Annotated in this window: 17 protein-coding genes; 4 read left to right on the top strand and 13 right to left on the bottom strand. The window is 68.3% G+C overall.

Features of this window, described 5'->3' with window-relative positions:
- Positions 1–68 precede the first annotated feature (68 nt).
- From V8201_RS02740 to V8201_RS02705, 8 genes are all read right to left on the bottom strand, one after another.
- Positions 69–710 (bottom strand): F0F1 ATP synthase subunit B family protein, encoded by a 642-nt coding sequence (locus tag V8201_RS02740; protein WP_336544409.1) that lies wholly within the window; start codon positions 708–710, stop codon positions 69–71.
- Positions 703–1,197 carry a F0F1 ATP synthase subunit B family protein gene (locus V8201_RS02735; protein ID WP_037534236.1) on the bottom strand — a complete coding sequence of 165 codons (495 nt, stop codon included), beginning with the start codon at positions 1,195–1,197 and terminating at the stop codon, positions 703–705. Before V8201_RS02735 ends, V8201_RS02740 begins: the two co-directional genes overlap by 8 nt.
- 60 nt (positions 1,198–1,257) lie before the next feature.
- Positions 1,258–1,485 (bottom strand): F0F1 ATP synthase subunit C, encoded by a 228-nt coding sequence (locus tag V8201_RS02730; RefSeq protein ID WP_037534237.1) that lies wholly within the window; start codon positions 1,483–1,485, stop codon positions 1,258–1,260.
- Between the two features lie 41 nt (positions 1,486–1,526).
- Positions 1,527–2,318 (bottom strand): F0F1 ATP synthase subunit A, encoded by a 792-nt coding sequence (locus tag V8201_RS02725; RefSeq protein WP_037534239.1) that lies wholly within the window; start codon positions 2,316–2,318, stop codon positions 1,527–1,529.
- 36 nt (positions 2,319–2,354) lie between these two features.
- Positions 2,355–2,681, bottom strand: a complete 327-nt coding sequence (locus V8201_RS02720) for an AtpZ/AtpI family protein (RefSeq protein ID WP_037534241.1) — start codon at positions 2,679–2,681, stop codon at positions 2,355–2,357.
- Positions 2,682–2,928: 247 nt separating this feature from the next.
- Entirely contained in the window at positions 2,929–3,297 is a 369-nt protein-coding gene (locus V8201_RS02715; RefSeq protein ID WP_336544408.1) for a YdbL family probable chaperone protein, read from the bottom strand.
- Between the two features lies 1 nt (position 3,298).
- A complete protein-coding gene (locus V8201_RS02710; RefSeq protein WP_200870400.1) occupies positions 3,299–3,460 on the bottom strand; it encodes a YnbE family lipoprotein in 162 nt (53 codons plus the stop codon).
- A gap of 44 nt (positions 3,461–3,504) precedes the next feature.
- Positions 3,505–6,660, bottom strand: coding sequence for an intermembrane phospholipid transport YdbH family protein (locus V8201_RS02705; protein ID WP_336544407.1), 3,156 nt, complete (start codon positions 6,658–6,660; stop codon positions 3,505–3,507).
- Between the two features lie 75 nt (positions 6,661–6,735).
- Between V8201_RS02705 and radC the strand changes: the two genes are divergently transcribed.
- The gene (radC, locus tag V8201_RS02700) at positions 6,736–7,428 is read left to right on the top strand and encodes a RadC family protein (protein ID WP_336544406.1); all 693 of its coding nucleotides are present in this window, start codon (positions 6,736–6,738) and stop codon (positions 7,426–7,428) included.
- A 73-nt stretch (positions 7,429–7,501) separates the two neighbouring features.
- Complete coding sequence (gene purB / locus V8201_RS02695; protein WP_336544405.1) at positions 7,502–8,812, top strand: adenylosuccinate lyase; 1,311 nt, start codon at positions 7,502–7,504, stop codon at positions 8,810–8,812.
- Between the two features lie 110 nt (positions 8,813–8,922).
- Here the strand turns inward: purB and V8201_RS02690 are convergent, their stop codons facing one another.
- From V8201_RS02690 to dnaK, 4 genes are all read right to left on the bottom strand, one after another.
- Positions 8,923–9,441, bottom strand: coding sequence for a thioredoxin family protein (locus V8201_RS02690; protein ID WP_037534247.1), 519 nt, complete (start codon positions 9,439–9,441; stop codon positions 8,923–8,925).
- Positions 9,442–9,771: 330 nt separating this feature from the next.
- A complete protein-coding gene (locus V8201_RS02685; protein ID WP_336544404.1) occupies positions 9,772–10,230 on the bottom strand; it encodes a TM2 domain-containing protein in 459 nt (152 codons plus the stop codon).
- 79 nt (positions 10,231–10,309) lie between these two features.
- Positions 10,310–11,428: a molecular chaperone DnaJ gene (dnaJ, locus tag V8201_RS02680; RefSeq protein WP_037534251.1), complete on the bottom strand. Its 1,119-nt coding sequence runs from the start codon at positions 11,426–11,428 to the stop codon at positions 10,310–10,312.
- Between the two features lie 87 nt (positions 11,429–11,515).
- Positions 11,516–13,414, bottom strand: coding sequence for a molecular chaperone DnaK (dnaK, locus tag V8201_RS02675; protein ID WP_037534253.1), 1,899 nt, complete (start codon positions 13,412–13,414; stop codon positions 11,516–11,518).
- A 171-nt stretch (positions 13,415–13,585) separates the two neighbouring features.
- Between dnaK and V8201_RS02670 the strand changes: the two genes are divergently transcribed.
- Both V8201_RS02670 and V8201_RS02665 read left to right on the top strand, forming a co-directional pair.
- The gene (locus V8201_RS02670; RefSeq protein WP_037534255.1) at positions 13,586–14,035 is read left to right on the top strand and encodes a copper chaperone PCu(A)C; all 450 of its coding nucleotides are present in this window, start codon (positions 13,586–13,588) and stop codon (positions 14,033–14,035) included.
- 118 nt (positions 14,036–14,153) lie between these two features.
- Entirely contained in the window at positions 14,154–14,612 is a 459-nt protein-coding gene (locus tag V8201_RS02665; protein WP_336544403.1) for a vgr related protein, read from the top strand.
- Between the two features lie 161 nt (positions 14,613–14,773).
- Here V8201_RS02665 and V8201_RS02660 read toward each other — a convergent pair whose 3' ends face one another.
- Positions 14,774–16,000 carry a threonine synthase gene (locus V8201_RS02660; RefSeq protein ID WP_271299346.1) on the bottom strand — a complete coding sequence of 409 codons (1,227 nt, stop codon included), beginning with the start codon at positions 15,998–16,000 and terminating at the stop codon, positions 14,774–14,776.
- Positions 16,001–16,040 lie beyond the last annotated feature (40 nt).

The raw sequence follows: 16,040 nt of genomic DNA, 5'->3' as shown, positions 1-16,040 counted from the left end.
GCGCTTACGCCTGCGGAAGCCCCCCTCCGTCAGCGCTGGCGCGCTGCCACCTCCCCGTGCCGGGAGGATTAATTGGGTCGGCCGAGTCCGGCGATCGAGCGGTCGATCATCGTGCGGTCGGCCTGCGCGTCGAGCTGCTCGGCGATCAGTACCGCGGCGGCCTTGGCGGCCGTTTCGGCGGCGAGCGCGCGCACCTCGGCAATCGCGGTGCGCTCGGCGGCGGCGATCTTGTCCTCGGCGCGCTTGGTGCGGCGGGCCATCAGCTCCTCCGCATCATGCTTGGCCTTGGCGATGATCTGGTTCGCCTCCTGCTGCGCATGGTGGCGCATCGTCGCGGCGTCCGCCTCGGCGGCCTTGGCCTTGGCGGCATATTCGTTGCGCAGCACCTCGGCCTCGGCACGCAACTTCTTCGCCTCGTCGAGCTGCTGCCGCACCGCGGCGATCTGCTTGTCGAGGCCGGCGGCGATCTTGGCGGGCACCTTGACGACGATCATGCCGATCAGCACGACCAGCGCGGCGATACCCACCCATCCGGTGGTGTTAAAGCCGAGCGCGGTCGGCTCCACGACATGGTCCGCCGCCGGTTCGGAGACGTTGGCGGTGAGCTGGCTGCCGTCGCGGACGTCGCGCGGCTGCATCGCCTCCGACGACGCGGCGTCGGACAGATTGGCGGCGACGGTGGCGTTGGGGTTGCTGGCGGCATTAGCCATGCGCATTGCTCCGGCGCACCGCGTCTGCGGCGGCATCGATGCTGACGGTGAGCCCGGCGACCTTGGCGACCAGCTCCTGCGCGACATCCGCCGCGACCGACTGGAGGTTGAGCATCGCCTGCGCCTTGGCATTGCCGACCGCGAGGTCGTGATGCGCAAGCCGCTCGGCGAGCTCGGCGTCGGCCGAGCGGATCTGGCTTTCGGCGGCCTTGGCGGCCTGCGCCTTGGCGGCGCTGGTCTCGGCGAGCGCCGCGGCGCGCGCCTCGTCCATCCTCAGCCGCCAGGCGGCTTCGACCTGGTCGGCGGCGACACGCGCCTGTTCGGCCGCGGCGAGGTCCGCCGCGATCTGGCCTTCCCGCGCGTCCACGGTCGCGATGACCTTCGGCACCATGACCTTGCCGATCCCGAAATACAGGATGCCGAAGGTGATGAGCAGCCAGAAGATCTGCGAGGCGTAGGTAGCAGCGATCTGCGAAATCTGAGGCATTGAAGACCTTTAGCGCGACCGAGCGTCAGGCCGGGGACACCCCGGCCCGACAGCGAGGAATCAGGCGACGAACAGCAGGATGATCATCGTCACGAAGGCGAGCAGGCCGAGCAGCTCGGCGCCCGCGAAACCGATGAACAGACGGCCCTGCTGGCTGTCCGCGGCACCCGGATTGCGCAGTGCGCCCTCGAGGAACTTGGCGAACACGTTGCCCACGCCGAGCGAGGCCACGCCCATGCCGATCGCGGCCAGACCGGCACCGATCATCTTGGCGGCTTCTGCGTCCATGTCAAAACTCCCGTATCATATCAGTTAGGTTGGAAAAAAACTCAGTGCAGGTTGACGGCGTCGTTGAGATAGACGCTCGTCAGCAGCGCAAAGACATAGGCCTGGATGGCGGCGACCAGCAGCTCGAGCAAGGTGATGCCGATCATCAGCAGGAAGCTGGGCAGCGACACGAGCAGGCCATAGCCGATGCCGAGGTTGAGGCCGTTGATGACGAACGCCGCGAGCACCTTGAGCAGGATATGCCCGGCGGTCATCGCCACGAACAGTCGCAGGCCAAGGCTGAACGGCCGCACCAGAAAGCTCATCAGCTCGACGACGAAGATCAGCGGGATCATCAGCTTGGGCGTGCCGTGGGGCACGAACAGGCTGAAGAAGTGGAAGCCGTGCTTGCCGAAACCGACGATCAGCACGATCGCGAAGCTGATGATCGCCAGCACACCGGTGACGGTGAGGTGGCTGGTGATGGTGAACGGATGCCAGCCCGGCACCACGCCGACCGGGGTCAGGCCCCAGACGTTGGCGAACAGGATGAACATGAACAGCGAGAAGACATAGGGCACGAAGCGCTTGCCGGCCGGCCCGATGTTCGAGGTGAGCATGTTGGAGACGAAGCCGGTGAAGCCCTCCACCGCGGCCTGCCAGCGGCCGGGGACGAGCTCGCGCTTCATCCCGCCCAGCATGAACAGCCACAGGCTGACGAGCGTGATCACCATCCACAACGCGGAGTTGGTGAACGAGATGTCGTACCCCGCGACGATCCAATGCCGACCGAACAAAGGTTCGATCAGGAACTGGTGCATCGGATCGATCTTGCTGCCCGATTCTGCCGCCACGCGGGTCTTTCGCTCCCTAATACGACAAACGCCCGGTTATTCCGGGCGTTCGCCTGCAATCCGAATGATCTGCCTGAACGCGACGGCGATTCCGAGGAACAGCATCACGATCAGTGCCCAGGGCGTCGTGCCGAACCAGCGGTCGATACACCAGCCGATCAGCGCACTGCCGACCAGACTCCCGATCAGGGCGGCGAGCACGCGATTGCCGAGCGAATATCCCGCATCGGCCGTCGGCGCCCCCTGCCCCGTCCGCAACGCCTCCTGATGCCGGGCCTCCTTCAACCGCTCGTCGAGCGCGGAAAGCCGCGGATCGTCCGCGCTGGTGAAGTCTCGTCCGGTTCCGTCGTCCGCCACGCGCACCCCCTCGTCTGGTCTCGTCAGCCGGGGGAGAAAGCGCGCAGGGCGACCGATCCCGCCAAGGCAAGGGTCGTTTAGGTAAGGGGTGACAGGGTGTCAACCGTCTGGTTCCTGCCCCAATCCTCGCCGACACGGGGAGGTGGCGGCACGTCAGTGCCGACGAAGGGGGGCTTCCGCAGGCGCTACGCTGGTGGAGAGCCCCCTCGACCGGCGGCAGTGGTCTCCCTCCCCGCAGCCCAAAGGAACAGGCTTATTTGCAGCGCGGGTCGAGTTCCGGCGTGCCGGTATTCTCCTTCCACTGGCCCGACGGCGTCTTGTACATTTCGCCGCGCCCGACCTTGGCGACGAGGTTGCAGCCGCTGGTGAAGGCGAATTGCTCCACCGTCGCGCCGCTCGCCTGCGCGCTCGCGGTATAGGCCGCCTTGCGCTTGATGTTGATGTCGCGAACCAAAGCCTGCACCGAGGCGCCGCCGCTCACCACGCCGAGATAGCCGTCGGGCTGTTCGCCGACCTGCTTGGCCTCACGCGCCGCGGCATAGGCGGGGTCGCGCTGCGCGACCGCCGCCGTGGACAGCGCCGCCAGGGCGAGCGCACCGATACCGATCACCATCGTCTTCATCTTAGAATATCCCCGGATTCTGCTGGATCAGCGACTTCGCCTCGCCATCGAGGCGATAGACCACCTCCTGCGTCACGCTGATGTTGAGGTTGATCTCGATCGGCTTGTCGGGCGCCGACACGTTGATGCAGCCGCCCGTCGTCGCCGTCAGACCGATCGCCATCAGCCTCGTCATGCTTGCAAAGGTCGTGATTCGCTGCCCCATCTTCAATCCTGTTTCGCTTGTGGCACGGTTGCGCTTGCCGAAGGCTGAATGGGCGCGCCCTGTTGCTCTTGCTGCCGCTGGCGTTCGAGCAGGGCGGGCAGGTTGCGCTGGATCAACCGGCTCGGGTCGTAGAACGACTGCGCCGAATCGAGCAGCCCGCGGAACGGCGCCTTGATCCGGATATTGAACACGAACGGCAGCCGTTGCAGCCGCTTGACGATGAAGTTGCTCTTCGCCCCCTGCCCTTGCGTCACCCCGGCGAAGCGCACCTCGGTGATCATTTCGCCGGCGAGCGGCCCGTTCATGCCGATCGTCAGGTTGCGATAGCGCAGCGACTTGAGCGCCTGGAACGCGATATTGCCCCACAGGCCGAGGTCCTTCTGCGACAGGTCGCCGACATAGGCGAGGCTGCCGCCGCCTTGCCGCACGACGAGCCGCCCGCCCTCGATTCGGCCGCCCTGGGCGTCGAACACCATCGGCAGCTCACCGTCGAACACGCCGGTGGCGGTGAGGTTCTTGAAGTCGAACTGTTCGAGGAACTGGTCGGCGGCGGCGCCCTCGATCCGGAAGGTCAGCCGCCGCGCCGCGGTCTCGGTGAAGTCGAGCGTCGTCGGCAGCAGCGTCATCGTGCCGCCGGCGAACGGCCAGCGACCGCCGTCGATGCCGACCTGCAGATCGGGGAGCAGCCGGTAGACGATCGTCCCGTCGGTGACGGCGATACCGGGATTGACCGTCTTGATCGTCGCGACCTGCGCCGGCGCGCTGACCAGGTTGAGCAGATCGGTGAAGGTCAGCGTCGTGCTGATGCCGGTGACCGGCCCGAAGGCGGCGGCAAGGTCGGTGTCCTTGGTGGCGAACCGCCCGGTCGAGCGGACGCCCGCCGCGTCCCAGCCGATATGACCTTCGCCGCTCACCGTGCCGCGCACGTCGGCGACGACGCCGAAGGTCAGCCGGGTGAGCAGATCGGGCTGGAACGTCTTGGTGAAGGTGATGCCGGGCACCGCGATATCCGCCTTGCCCTGCCCGCTCGCCAGCCGGTGATCGATCGTCACGTCGGCGACCTTGACGTCCGCGGTCGGCTCGAACAGCGTGCCGCGCGCGGCGATCGCGCCATCGACCAGCGACAGGCTGACGTCGCGCGCGGCGAGCGTCTTGAAGCGCGGATCGGGCGCGGCATCGTCGACGGTCATCGTCGCGGCGAGATTGAGCGCCCCCTTGCGCAGCGACCAATCCCCCGCCGCCGCACCGAGCAGCAACGGCACGTTGGCGATCTGCCCGGCGCCACCGGTGAACTGTCCGGCGACGCCGCCCGCGGTGATCCGACCGGTCAACGCCGCAAGGTCGATCCGTGTCACCCGCTCCGGCGCGCCGAGCCGCGCCGCGACGCTGGTCAGCGTAAAGCCGCGGTCGGCGAGATGCACCTCCGCCCCGCTCGCCGCGACGCTGATCGGGGTCGTGCCGAGCCGCCCGGTCAATCGCGTCGCCGGCAGTCGCGCGCCACCCGTCAGCGCGCCGCGATTCAGCGTGACCAGCCCGCCCGACAGTGCGCACAATTCGCTGCGCAGCGGATCGAGCACCAGTCCGGCGATCGCGAGCCGCGCGATCGCCAGCGGCGTGCACCCCGGATTGGCGACGAGCCGCCCGCGCTGCCAGCGCAGGTCGAGCGGCAGCGCCAGCCCGTCGACGCGCCCGTCACCGAGCGGCCCCGACAGCGTCGCGCGCGTCGTCACCTGCGTCGCGCCGCCCGGCATCGTCCGGAACAGGACGGGGGCGAGCGCGACGCGCGCCGCGCCGGCGGCATAAGGCGCGATCACCGCACGGCCGGAGATCGCGCCACCCGGCTTCGGCTGACTCAACGCGACCTGCGCGTTGGGCAGGCCGCCGCCCTGCAGCGCCAATCGGGTATCGAGCCGCAGCGGCATACCGGGCCAGCCGATGCTCACCCCGCTACCGCCGTTGAGATCGATCCGTGCGCCGCTCGCCGCCCGCGCCGTCGCCGCGGTGACCCGCGCCTGCCCGCGGCCGTTCGCCTGCACGAGCCTGACGTCGGCCTTGCCGTCGAAGCCCTGCGCGGCGCGGCGCAGCGCCTGGGTCGCCACGGCGAGCAACGGCGCGACCGGCGTACCGGCGGCGGCGACCGGCGCGGGCAGTCGATCGGCGTCGATGACCGCGCCCTGCACCGCGACGCTCCCCGTAAACGCCTGCTGCTCGCCGAGGCGATAGCGGCCGCGGATCGCGGCGCGCCCGGCCTGCAGCGGCGCGACCGTCGCCTGACGCGCGACGAGGTCGACCGCGCCCTCGGTCGCCTTTGCCGATCCGGCGAAGCGGATCGTGCCGTCGATCCCCGCACTGCGCGCGCCCGCGCCTGCGATGGCGCCGCTGGCGAGCCGCAGATCGCCTCGCCAGCCATCGAGCGCCGGCGACAGCCGCACGTCGACGCTCGCGCCGCTCCGCGCCAGCGTCACCCCGGCGCAGCGGACCGCAGCGACCTGCACCGGGCCGCTCAGCCGCGGTGCGGCGGCGGTGACGGACACCTTCAACGCCGCCCGCACGCCCTGCGCGCCGCAGCCGCCTTGCGCGAGGCCATCGCTGACCACCGCCAGCGTCCCGGCGAAGCCGCCGTCGAGCCGGCCGCGCCCGGCCAGCCGCAGGCCCGCGACCCCATAAGGCGTTTCGAGACGCAGCCGCGCGTCGGCGAGCGCAACGTCGAGCGCGGGCAGCGCGAACGGCTTGCCCGATGGCGCGGGCAGCAATTTGTCGATCTCGCCCAGCGTCACCCGCCCGTCGACCATCCGCGCGCGCAGCCGGACGTGACCGGCACGCACGCCGGTCAGCTGCGCACCGTCGAGGCCGATCCGCGTCCGCGTCTCGAGCCAGTCGGCGACCAGATCGGGGTCACGCGGATCGCCGATGACGACATGGGTCAGCCGCTGCCGGCCGAAGCCGAGGTCGTGCACGTCATAGCGGGCGACGACGCCGCGCTTGCCGAGTTCCGAATCGATGACGCGGCCGGCGATCGGCTTGCGCTCGATCCACAGGCCGGCAAGCCCGACGAACAGCGTCCCGCCGACGAGCAGCGCGACCCGCTGTCGTCGCCGCCATCCCGCGACCCGCCGTGGCGGGGACGCTTCGGTCCAATCGTCCTCGCCCTCTCCCATCACCACCCCTCATAGGCGGGGGCGGCGCATCGACGCAATTGCGTCCGTCCCGGCACGACGATAGCCTCCGGCGCGATGGCCGCGCCCCCTCCCCCGCCGGACGACACCGCCGGTCACCGCGAACGGCTGCGCCAGCGCCTGCTCGGCGGCGGCGGCGATGCGCTGCTCGACCATGAGCTGATCGAATATCTGCTGATGCTGGCGATCCCGCGGATCGACACCAAGCCGATCGCCAAGGCGCTGCTGCGCGAATTCGGCGGCATCGGCGGGCTGCTCGCCGCCGATGCCGCGGCGCTCACCCGCGTCAAGGGCGTCGGCGCCTCCGCCGCGGCGGCGATCAAGATCGTCCAGGCGATCGCGGTGCGGCTGCTCCGCAGCGAGACGCTCGACCGGCCGATATTGAGCAACTGGCAGGCGCTGCTCGACTATCTGCGCGCCGACATGGCCTATGGCGGGGTCGAGCGGTTCCGCGTGCTCCACCTCAACACACGCAACATGCTGATCCGCGACGAGGTGATGAGCGAAGGCTCGATCGATCAGGCGGCGGTCCACGTCCGCGAGGTGCTGCGGCGCGCGATGGACCTGGGGTCGGCGGCGATCATCCTCGTCCACAACCATCCCTCCGGCGACCCCGCGCCGAGCCGCGCCGACGTCGCCGTCACCCGCGCGATCACCGATGCCGGCGCGGCGCTCGGCGTCCTCGTCCACGATCACATCATCATCGGCCGCAACAGCCACGTCAGCCTCAAGGCACAGGGGCTGATCTGACGCGCGCCGGAGCATTTGTGGCGGCGCGGCGACGCTGCTAGGGGCGCGGCGGACTCCTGGACGAAGGAACATCATGGTCCCCCGCTATTCCCGCCCCGAGATGACCGCGATCTGGACGCCCGAGGCGCGCTTTCGCATCTGGTTCGAGATCGAAGCCCATGCCACCGATGCGCTCGCCGAGCTCGGCGTCGTGCCGAAAGACGCCGCCGAGGCGCTGTGGGCCTGGTGGCGCACGGATCCGGCGATCGACGTGCCGGCGATCGATGCGATCGAGGCGGTGACCAAGCATGACGTCATCGCCTTCCTCACCTGGGTGGCGGACAATGTCGGCGACCAGGCGCGCTTCATGCATCAGGGCATGACCTCGTCCGACGTTCTCGACACCTGCCTCGCGGTGCAGCTCGCGCGCGCCGCCGATATCCTGCTCACCGATCTCGACGCGCTGCTCGCCGTGCTCAAGCGGCGCGCGATCGAGCATAAGATGACGCCGACGATCGGCCGCAGCCACGGCATCCATGCCGAGCCGGTCACCTTCGGCCTCAAACTCGCCCAGGCCTATGCCGAGTTCGCCCGCTGCCGCGCGCGGCTGGTGGCGGCGCGGGCCGATATCGCCACCTGTGCGATCTCGGGCGCGGTCGGCACCTTCGCCAACATCGATCCCTCGGTGGAGGAGCATGTCGCCGCCAAGCTCGGCCTGACCGTCGAACCGGTGTCGACACAGGTCATCCCGCGCGACCGGCATGCGATGTTCTTCGCGACGCTCGGCGTCATCGCCTCGTCGATCGAGCGGCTGGCGACCGAGGTCCGCCATCTCCAGCGTACCGAGGTGCTGGAAGCGGAGGAATATTTCTCGCCCGGCCAGAAGGGCTCGTCGGCGATGCCGCACAAGCGCAATCCGGTGCTGACCGAGAATCTCACCGGCCTCGCGCGGATGGTGCGCGGCTATGTCACCCCGGCGCTGGAGAATGTCGCGCTGTGGCATGAGCGCGACATCTCGCATTCGTCGGTCGAGCGCTATATCGGCCCTGATGCGACGATTACGCTCGACTTCGCGCTCGCCCGGCTGACCGGCGTCATCGACAAACTGCTCGTCTATCCGGAGCGGATGGACAAGAACCTCAACAAGATGGGTGGCCTCGTCCATTCACAGCGCGTGCTGCTCGCGCTGACCCAGGCGGGGGTGAGCCGCGAGGATTCCTATCGCCTCGTCCAGCGCAACGCGATGAAGGTGTGGGAGTCGGACGGGCAGTTGTCGCTGCTCGACCTGCTCAAGGCCGACCCCGAAGTGACCGCGGCGCTGTCGCCGGCGCAGCTCGAGGAGAAGTTCGACCTCGGCTATCACCTCAAGCACGTCGATACGATCTTCGCGCGGGTGTTCGGCTGAGCCACGGCTCCCCGGCACTGTATAGGGGCTTCCAGACGCGCCGCGCCTGTGGAAGCCCCCCTCCGTCACCGCTGCGCGGTGCCACCTCCCCGTGCCGGGGAGGATTTAGCTCACACCCATTGCGCCAGCCAGTCGGCGAGGCCCTGCGGCGACAGCGAGCGCGCATCCGCCAGCGCGGTCTCGCGTCCGGCGTTGACCAGCCGGTCGGTCTTCGGATCGACGACGAGCAGCGCCGGCACGCCGGCGAGCCGCCCCTTGATGCCGTAATGCGCCGGGATCGCGAGGTTCTTGTCGAACCGGCCGATATCGACGGTGACCACCTCATAATGACGCGCGACGAAGCCGCGCATCGCCGGCAGTTCCATCACCCCGGCAAGCAAGCGGCAGTCGAGGCACCAATTGCCGCCGAGATCGATCAGCAATTTCTTGTGGCCCCTGAGCGCCCGCGCCTTGGCCGCGGCGACCGCGGCGGTCGCATCGGCGCTGGCGTCATAGGGCAGAGGCAGCGGCTGCTTGAGCTGCTCGAACGAGGTCTGGGTCAGGCGCGGCGCGGCGACACGCGCGTCGGCGATGGCGGCGGGCGCCGCGGTCAGCGCGATCGCGGTGGCGAGGGACAGGGCACGGAACATGGCGGTCTCCGAGGACAAAGCGCCAGTCTGACAGCGCGCGGCGGACCGTGGCAAGATATGAGATCTACGCTGCGACGCAGCTCTTGTTACGGTTGCGGGAAACGCATCCTCGCATGCAAGCAACAAAGTTGCGCTTCACGGCAATAAACACCATCTCCCTCTTGCCGGATATTCCTCCGGCATCGGAGACCGTCCATGCGTATGTTCGAAACCGCGGCCAGCAGTGTGCTGGCGATCGCGGCTCAGGCGCTGGTGGTCGGGATGATCATCTCGACGCTGTAAGCCAGACCGACAGCCCCTTTGCCCGACCGGGCCGAGGGGCACAGTCGTTCAAGCAGGGCGCGCATAGCGTACGGCAAACTCCCGCTCCGACATGAAGAGATAGCGCAACGCGTCGATCAGCGCCCAAGGGCCGCTGACCAGCATGCCGACGACGGTGAAGGTCAGCACCAGCATCGTCACCGCCGATCCGGTGCGCCCCAGATAGAAACGATGCACGCCGAGCGTGCCGAGGAAAAACGCCAGCAGCGCGGCGACGAATTTGTTGCGGTCGCTCGCCACCACCCGCGGCGGCGGCGGCGCAAGGACGTGGCGGTCGCCTCCGGGCACGGGCAACGGAAAGACGTTGAGCGCGTGATCGCCGGCGGTTTCGAAATCGACGGTGACACCGATCGCGGGCTCGCCGCGCTGCGCCCAATCCGCCGGCGTGAAGCGGTACCGCTGTCCATCCTCGCCAGCGACGAGTCCGTCGCCACTTCGCTGGTCGACCCCCAAAACCTGTCCGCGCATGCCACCCCCGTCAAGCCGAGCCGACATCTTCCGGATTTGCCGGACGCGCGCAAGATGGCTGCGCCCGCCCGGCATGATCCTATTCCGCCGCAAACACGCCCTTCAGCTTGGCGAAGAAGCCCTGGCTGTCGGGACATTCGTCGCCCGTCTCCGTCTCGCGGAACAGTTCGAGCAATTCGCGCTGGCGCACCGACAATTTGGTCGGCGTCTCGACCTCGATCTGGATCACCAGATCGCCCTGGCCGCGGCCTTGCAGCACCGGCATGCCCGCGCCGCGCTGGCGCAATTGCTTGCCCGACTGGATGCCCGCCGGAATCTTGATGTCGTGCGTCCGCCCGTCGAGCCCCGGGATCGACAGCGCGCCGCCCAACGCCGCGGTGGTGAAGCTGATCGGCGCGCGCGCGAACAGCGTCGTGCCCTCGCGTTCGAAGATCGGGTGACGTTTGACATGGAGGAAGATGTAGAGATCGCCCGCCGGCGCGCCGCGCGGTCCCGCCTCGCCTTCGCCGGACAGGCGGATGCGCGTGCCCTCGTCGACGCCCGGCGGCACGTTGACGCTGAGCGTCTTGGTCTTGTCGACCCGGCCCTCGCCACGGCAGTCGCCGCACGGATCGGCGATGATCTCGCCCGCGCCCTGGCACACCGGACAGGCCCGCTCGACGACGAAGAATCCCTGTTGCGCGCGCACCTTGCCATGGCCGTTACATTGGCGGCAGGTCGACGCATGGGTGCCGGGCTTGGCGCCCGAGCCGTGACAGGTGTCGCATTGCGCCGACACGTCGACGGTGATCTCGGTTGCCTTGCCGTGATAGGCTTCCTCGAGCGTCACTTCCATGTCGTAACGCAGGTCGGCGCCGCGGCGCTGCTGGGCCCGGCCACCGCCGCGCGCCCCGCCCATGAATTCGCCGAACACCGATTCGAAGATGTCGGAGAAGCCGCTGAAATCCTGCGGACCGCCGCCGCCGCCGTTCTGGAAGGCGGCATGGCCGTAGCGATCATAGGCGGCACGCTTCTGCGGGTCCTTGAGCACCTCATAGGCCTCGCTGACCGCCTTGAACTTGGCTTCGCTGTCCTTGCATCCGGCGTTCTTGTCCGGATGGTATTTCATCGCGAGCTTGCGATAGGCGGACTTGATCGTCGCCCCGTCCGCGCCCCGCTCGCATTCGAGCAATTCGTAATAGTCGACTGTGCTGCTCATGCCGGTCCTCTAGCGCGAGACGATAGTCCGGGGCGGCGCCCCCGGAGACATGGCCCCCTCTCCACCGGAGAAGGGGCCTGACGTCACTTACGCCTTGTGGTCGTCGACTTCCGAAAATTCGGCGTCGACCACATCGTCCTTGGGCGCCTCGGCACCGGCGGACTCGGGCGCGGCATCGGCCTGACCCTGCTTGTAGATCGCCTCGCCGAGCTTCATCGCCGACTGGGCGAGCGCCTGGCTCTTCTCGGTCATCTGATCGGCATCGCCGGTCGCGACCGCCGCCTTGGCGGCATCGATCGCCGACTGGATCTCGCCCTTGAGCGCGGCATCGACCTTGTCGCCATTGTCGGCGAGCTGCCGCTCGGTGGTGTGGATCAGCGATTCGGCGTTGTTCTTCGCCTCGGCGCCGGCCCGACGCTTCTTGTCTTCCTCGGCAAAGCGCTCGGCGTCACGGACCATCTGGTCGATGTCGCTGTCCGACAGGCCGCCCGAGGCCTGGATGCGGATCTGCTGCTCCTTGCCGGTGCCCTTGTCCTTGGCGGAGACGTTGACGATGCCGTTGGCATCGATGTCGAACGTCACCTCGATCTGCGGCACGCCGCGCGGCGCCGGCGGGATGCCGACCAGATCGAACTGGCCGAGCAGCTTGTTGTCCGCCGCCATCTCGCGCTCGCCCTGGAAGACGCGGATCGTCACCGCGCCCTGGTTGTCGTCCGCGGTCGAATAGGTCTGCGACTTCTTGGTCGGGATCGTCGTGTTGCGATCGATCATCCGGGTAAACACGCCACCCAAGGTCTCGATGCCGAGCGACAGCGGCGTCACGTCGAGCAGCAGCACGTCCTTGACGTCGCCCTGCAACACGCCTGCCTGGATCGCGGCGCCCATGGCGACGACCTCATCCGGGTTGACGCCGGTGTGCGGTTCCTTGCCGAAGAACTGCTTCACCGCCTCGCGCACCTTGGGCATGCGGGTCATGCCGCCGACGAGGACGACTTCGCTGATGTCGTCGGTCTTGACGCCGGCATCGGCGAGCGCCTTCTTCATCGGCTCGATCGTGCGCTTGATCAGGTCGTCGACGAGACGCTCCAGATCGGCGCGGCTGATCGTCTTGACGAGATGCTTCGGGCCGTTCTGGTCGGCGGTGATGAACGGCAGGTTGACCTCGGTCGAGGCGGCCGACGACAGCTCGATCTTCGCCTTTTCGGCCGCTTCCTTGAGGCGCTGGAGCGCGAGCTTGTCCTTGGTGAGGTCGATGCCCTCATCCTTCTTGAAGCCCTCGGCGAGATAATCGACCAGCTTGTTGTCGAAATCCTCGCCGCCCAGGAAGGTGTCGCCGTTGGTCGCCTTCACCTCGAACACGCCGTCGCCGATCTCGAGGATCGAGACGTCGAAGGTGCCGCCGCCAAGATCGTAGACCGCAATCGTCTTGCCGTCCTGCTTCTCGAGGCCATAAGCCAGCGCCGCCGCGGTCGGCTCGTTGATGATGCGCAGCACTTCGAGGCCGGCGATCTGGCCGGCGTCCTTGGTCGCCTGACGCTGCGCGTCGTTGAAGTACGCCGGCACGGTGATGACCGCCTGCGTCACCGTCTCGCCGAGATAGCTCTCGGCGGTTTCCTTCATCTTCTGCAGCGTGAAGGCGCTGATCTGCGACGGCGAATAATCCTTGCCGCCGGCCTGGACCCAGGCGTCGCCGTTCGGACCACGGACGATATGGTACGGGACCAGCTCGGTGTCCTTCTTGGTGATCGGATCGTCGAACCGGCGGCCGATCAGGCGCTTTACCGCGAAGATCGTGTTGTCGCCGTTGGTCACCGCCTGCCGCTTCGCCGGCTGGCCGACCAGCCGCTCGCCGTCCTTGGCGAAGGCGACGATCGACGGCGTGGTGCGCGCGCCTTCCGCATTCTCGATCACCTTGGGCTTGCCGCCCTCCATCACCGCAACGCAGCTGTTGGTCGTGCCGAGGTCGATACCGATTACTTTAGCCATGTGTGCTTGCTTAGCCCCTCACATACAAAAACCATGGAACCTTTGCCCCGTTACGGCAGCGGAAGGCTCCGATGTATGGCGGCGATATAGGTGGGGTTCCGCTTGCCGCAAGACGGCGTGCGCCATAGGGCTTGCGAAGGAAACGATCGCTTTTGCGGGAAGGAGCCGGGGATGCGCCGGACGGGAGTGGGAGTGGCGCTGGTGCTCGTCGCGGCGCTGGGCGGCTGCGGCGGGCCGGAGCGGGTCACGGCGGATGATGCCTGGATCCGGCTGCCGGCGGTGCCGGGTCGGCCGGGCGCGGCCTATTTCACGCTGCACGGCGGCCGCTCCGATGCGACGCTGATCGACGTTTCCGCCGACATCGCCGTCCGCGGCGAAATGCACGAGAGCATGACCGGGGCCGGCGGCATGGCGGCGATGACACCGCTCGCCAGCGTCGCGGTCCCCGCCAAGGCCAAGGTCGTCTTCGCCCCCGGTGGCCGCCACGTCATGCTGTTCGACATCAACCCCAAGGCCAAGGCGGGGCGGATCTACAATCTGACGCTCAACTTCGCCAATGGCGGGCGCATCTATGTCGGCGCGACGGCGGTGGCGGCAGCGGCGCCGGCACCGTCGTTCTGAGAATGGGCGGCCGAGCCACAGTGTCCATCCGGCGCGGGCAGGTGCCTGTAGACACCGTCGGCGCGGCCGACGAACGACCGGTGCGTCCGGGTCCCCGCCTGTGCGGGGATGACGAAGAATGAGCGCCCCCGCCCGCCCGCTCACGCCCGCCGAACGCGACCTCGCCCGATCGGTCTTCCACGAAACGATCGATTATGACGCGGTGCGGCTGTCGCGGACGAAATGGGCCTTCTTCCAGCCGCGCGACACGGTGATGGCGCCGCGCGGCTGTATCCATTTCCACCCCAAGGGCTCGCAGTGGCGCGACGATTTTGGCACCGCGGCGCTGACCGACCAGGGATTGTTCATCCACGAGATGGTGCACATCTGGCAGCATCAGCGCGGCATCTTCCTGCCGCTCGCGCGCCATCCCTGGTGCCGTTACGATTATGCGATCAAGCCCGGCCAGCCGCTGCACCGCTATGGGATCGAACAGCAGGGCGAGATCGTCCGCCACGCCTTCCTCCTCCGCCATGGCGCCCGCGTCCCCGGCGCACCGCCGCTCGCGCAATATGAGACGTTGCTGCCGTTCCGGTGAGCAACGGCGGGCGGTTTCGGATCCCTCGATCCGGATCCTCTGACGTTGAAAGAGGCCCTCTCATTTTCGTCATCCCGGCTTTCGCCGGGATGACGAAGGTTGGGGGATGACGAGGGTTGGGGGGTGACGCGTCACCCTCTCCCGAAGTGGTGCATCATCTCTCACAAGGCGTCGAAGTCGATCACCCCATGCCGGTCGAGCGTCCGCGGCGCTTCGGGCATCGGATATTTGAGCCCGGTCGCGCAATTGAACAGCACGACGCGCTCCTCCTCGTCGACCTCGCCGGTCCGCAGCGCATCGCGATAGGCGGCGAGCGTCGCGCCGCCCTCGGGGCAGAGCAGTAGTCCATCCTTGCGCGCCGCATCGTCGACCGCCTTGAGGATCGCGGGATCGCCCACGCCCACCGCCTTGCCGCCGCTCGCCCGCACCGCGCGCAGGATCAGGAAGTCGCCGACCGCGCGCGGCACGCGGATGCCCGCGGCGACGGTATGCGCGTCCTCCCAGCGCTCGGCATGCTCCTCGCCCGCCTCGAACGCGCGGACGATCGGCGCGCAACCGCTCGCCTGCACCGCATACATGCGCGGCCGCTTCGATCCGATCCAGCCGAGCGCTTCCAGCTCGTCGAACGCCTTCCACATCCCGATCAACCCGGTGCCGCCGCCGGTCGGGTAGAAGATCGCATCGGGCAGCTGCCAGCCGAATTGCGCGGCGAGCTCCAGCCCCATCGTCTTCTTGCCCTCGATCCGATAGGGCTCTTTCAGCGTCGAAAAGTCGAACCAGCGCCCTTCCGCCGCGCCCTTGCCGACGATCGCTCCGCAATCGTCGATCAGGCCGTTGACCCGCCACACCCGCGCGCCCTGCATCGCGATCTCGCGCACGTTCACCTCGGGCGTATCCTCCGGACAGAAGACGATCGTCTCGATCCCCACCCGCGTCGCATAGGCCGCCAGCGCCGCGCCGGCATTGCCGTTGGTCGGCATCGCGATGCGGGTGACGCCGAGCTCCTTGGCCATCGCCACCGCCATCACCAGTCCGCGCGCCTTGAAGCTGCCGGTCGGCAACCGCCCCTCGTCCTTGACCCAGACGTCGGGCCCGTCGACGCAGCGCCGCAAGGGCACCAGCGGCGTCTCGATCTCGCCGAGGCTGACGATATCGTCCGTCCGCCGCACCGGCAGCAGCTCGCGCCACCGCCACAGATCGGTCGGCCGCGCCGTCAGCGCCTCGCGCGACAGGCTCGCCTGCACCCCTGCCAGATCGTAGCGCACCAGCAACGGCCGCCCGGCGCGCGACAGGCCATGCAGCCGGTCCGCCTCATAACGTTCGCCGGTCAGCGAGCATTCCAGATGCGTGACGAAGGTCGGGCGATCGATGGTGAGATTGGGGTTCATGGCAGCGATACTAGCCGGATCAGGCACATAGCGTCCACTT

It is taken from the genome of Sphingomonas kyungheensis (assembly GCF_037120395.1).
In the GTDB taxonomy this organism is placed as follows: Bacteria; Pseudomonadota; Alphaproteobacteria; order Sphingomonadales; family Sphingomonadaceae; genus Sphingomonas; species Sphingomonas kyungheensis.
The sequence above is the reverse complement of the archived record's forward strand: the minus strand, read 5'-3'. Positions and strand labels throughout refer to the sequence as shown.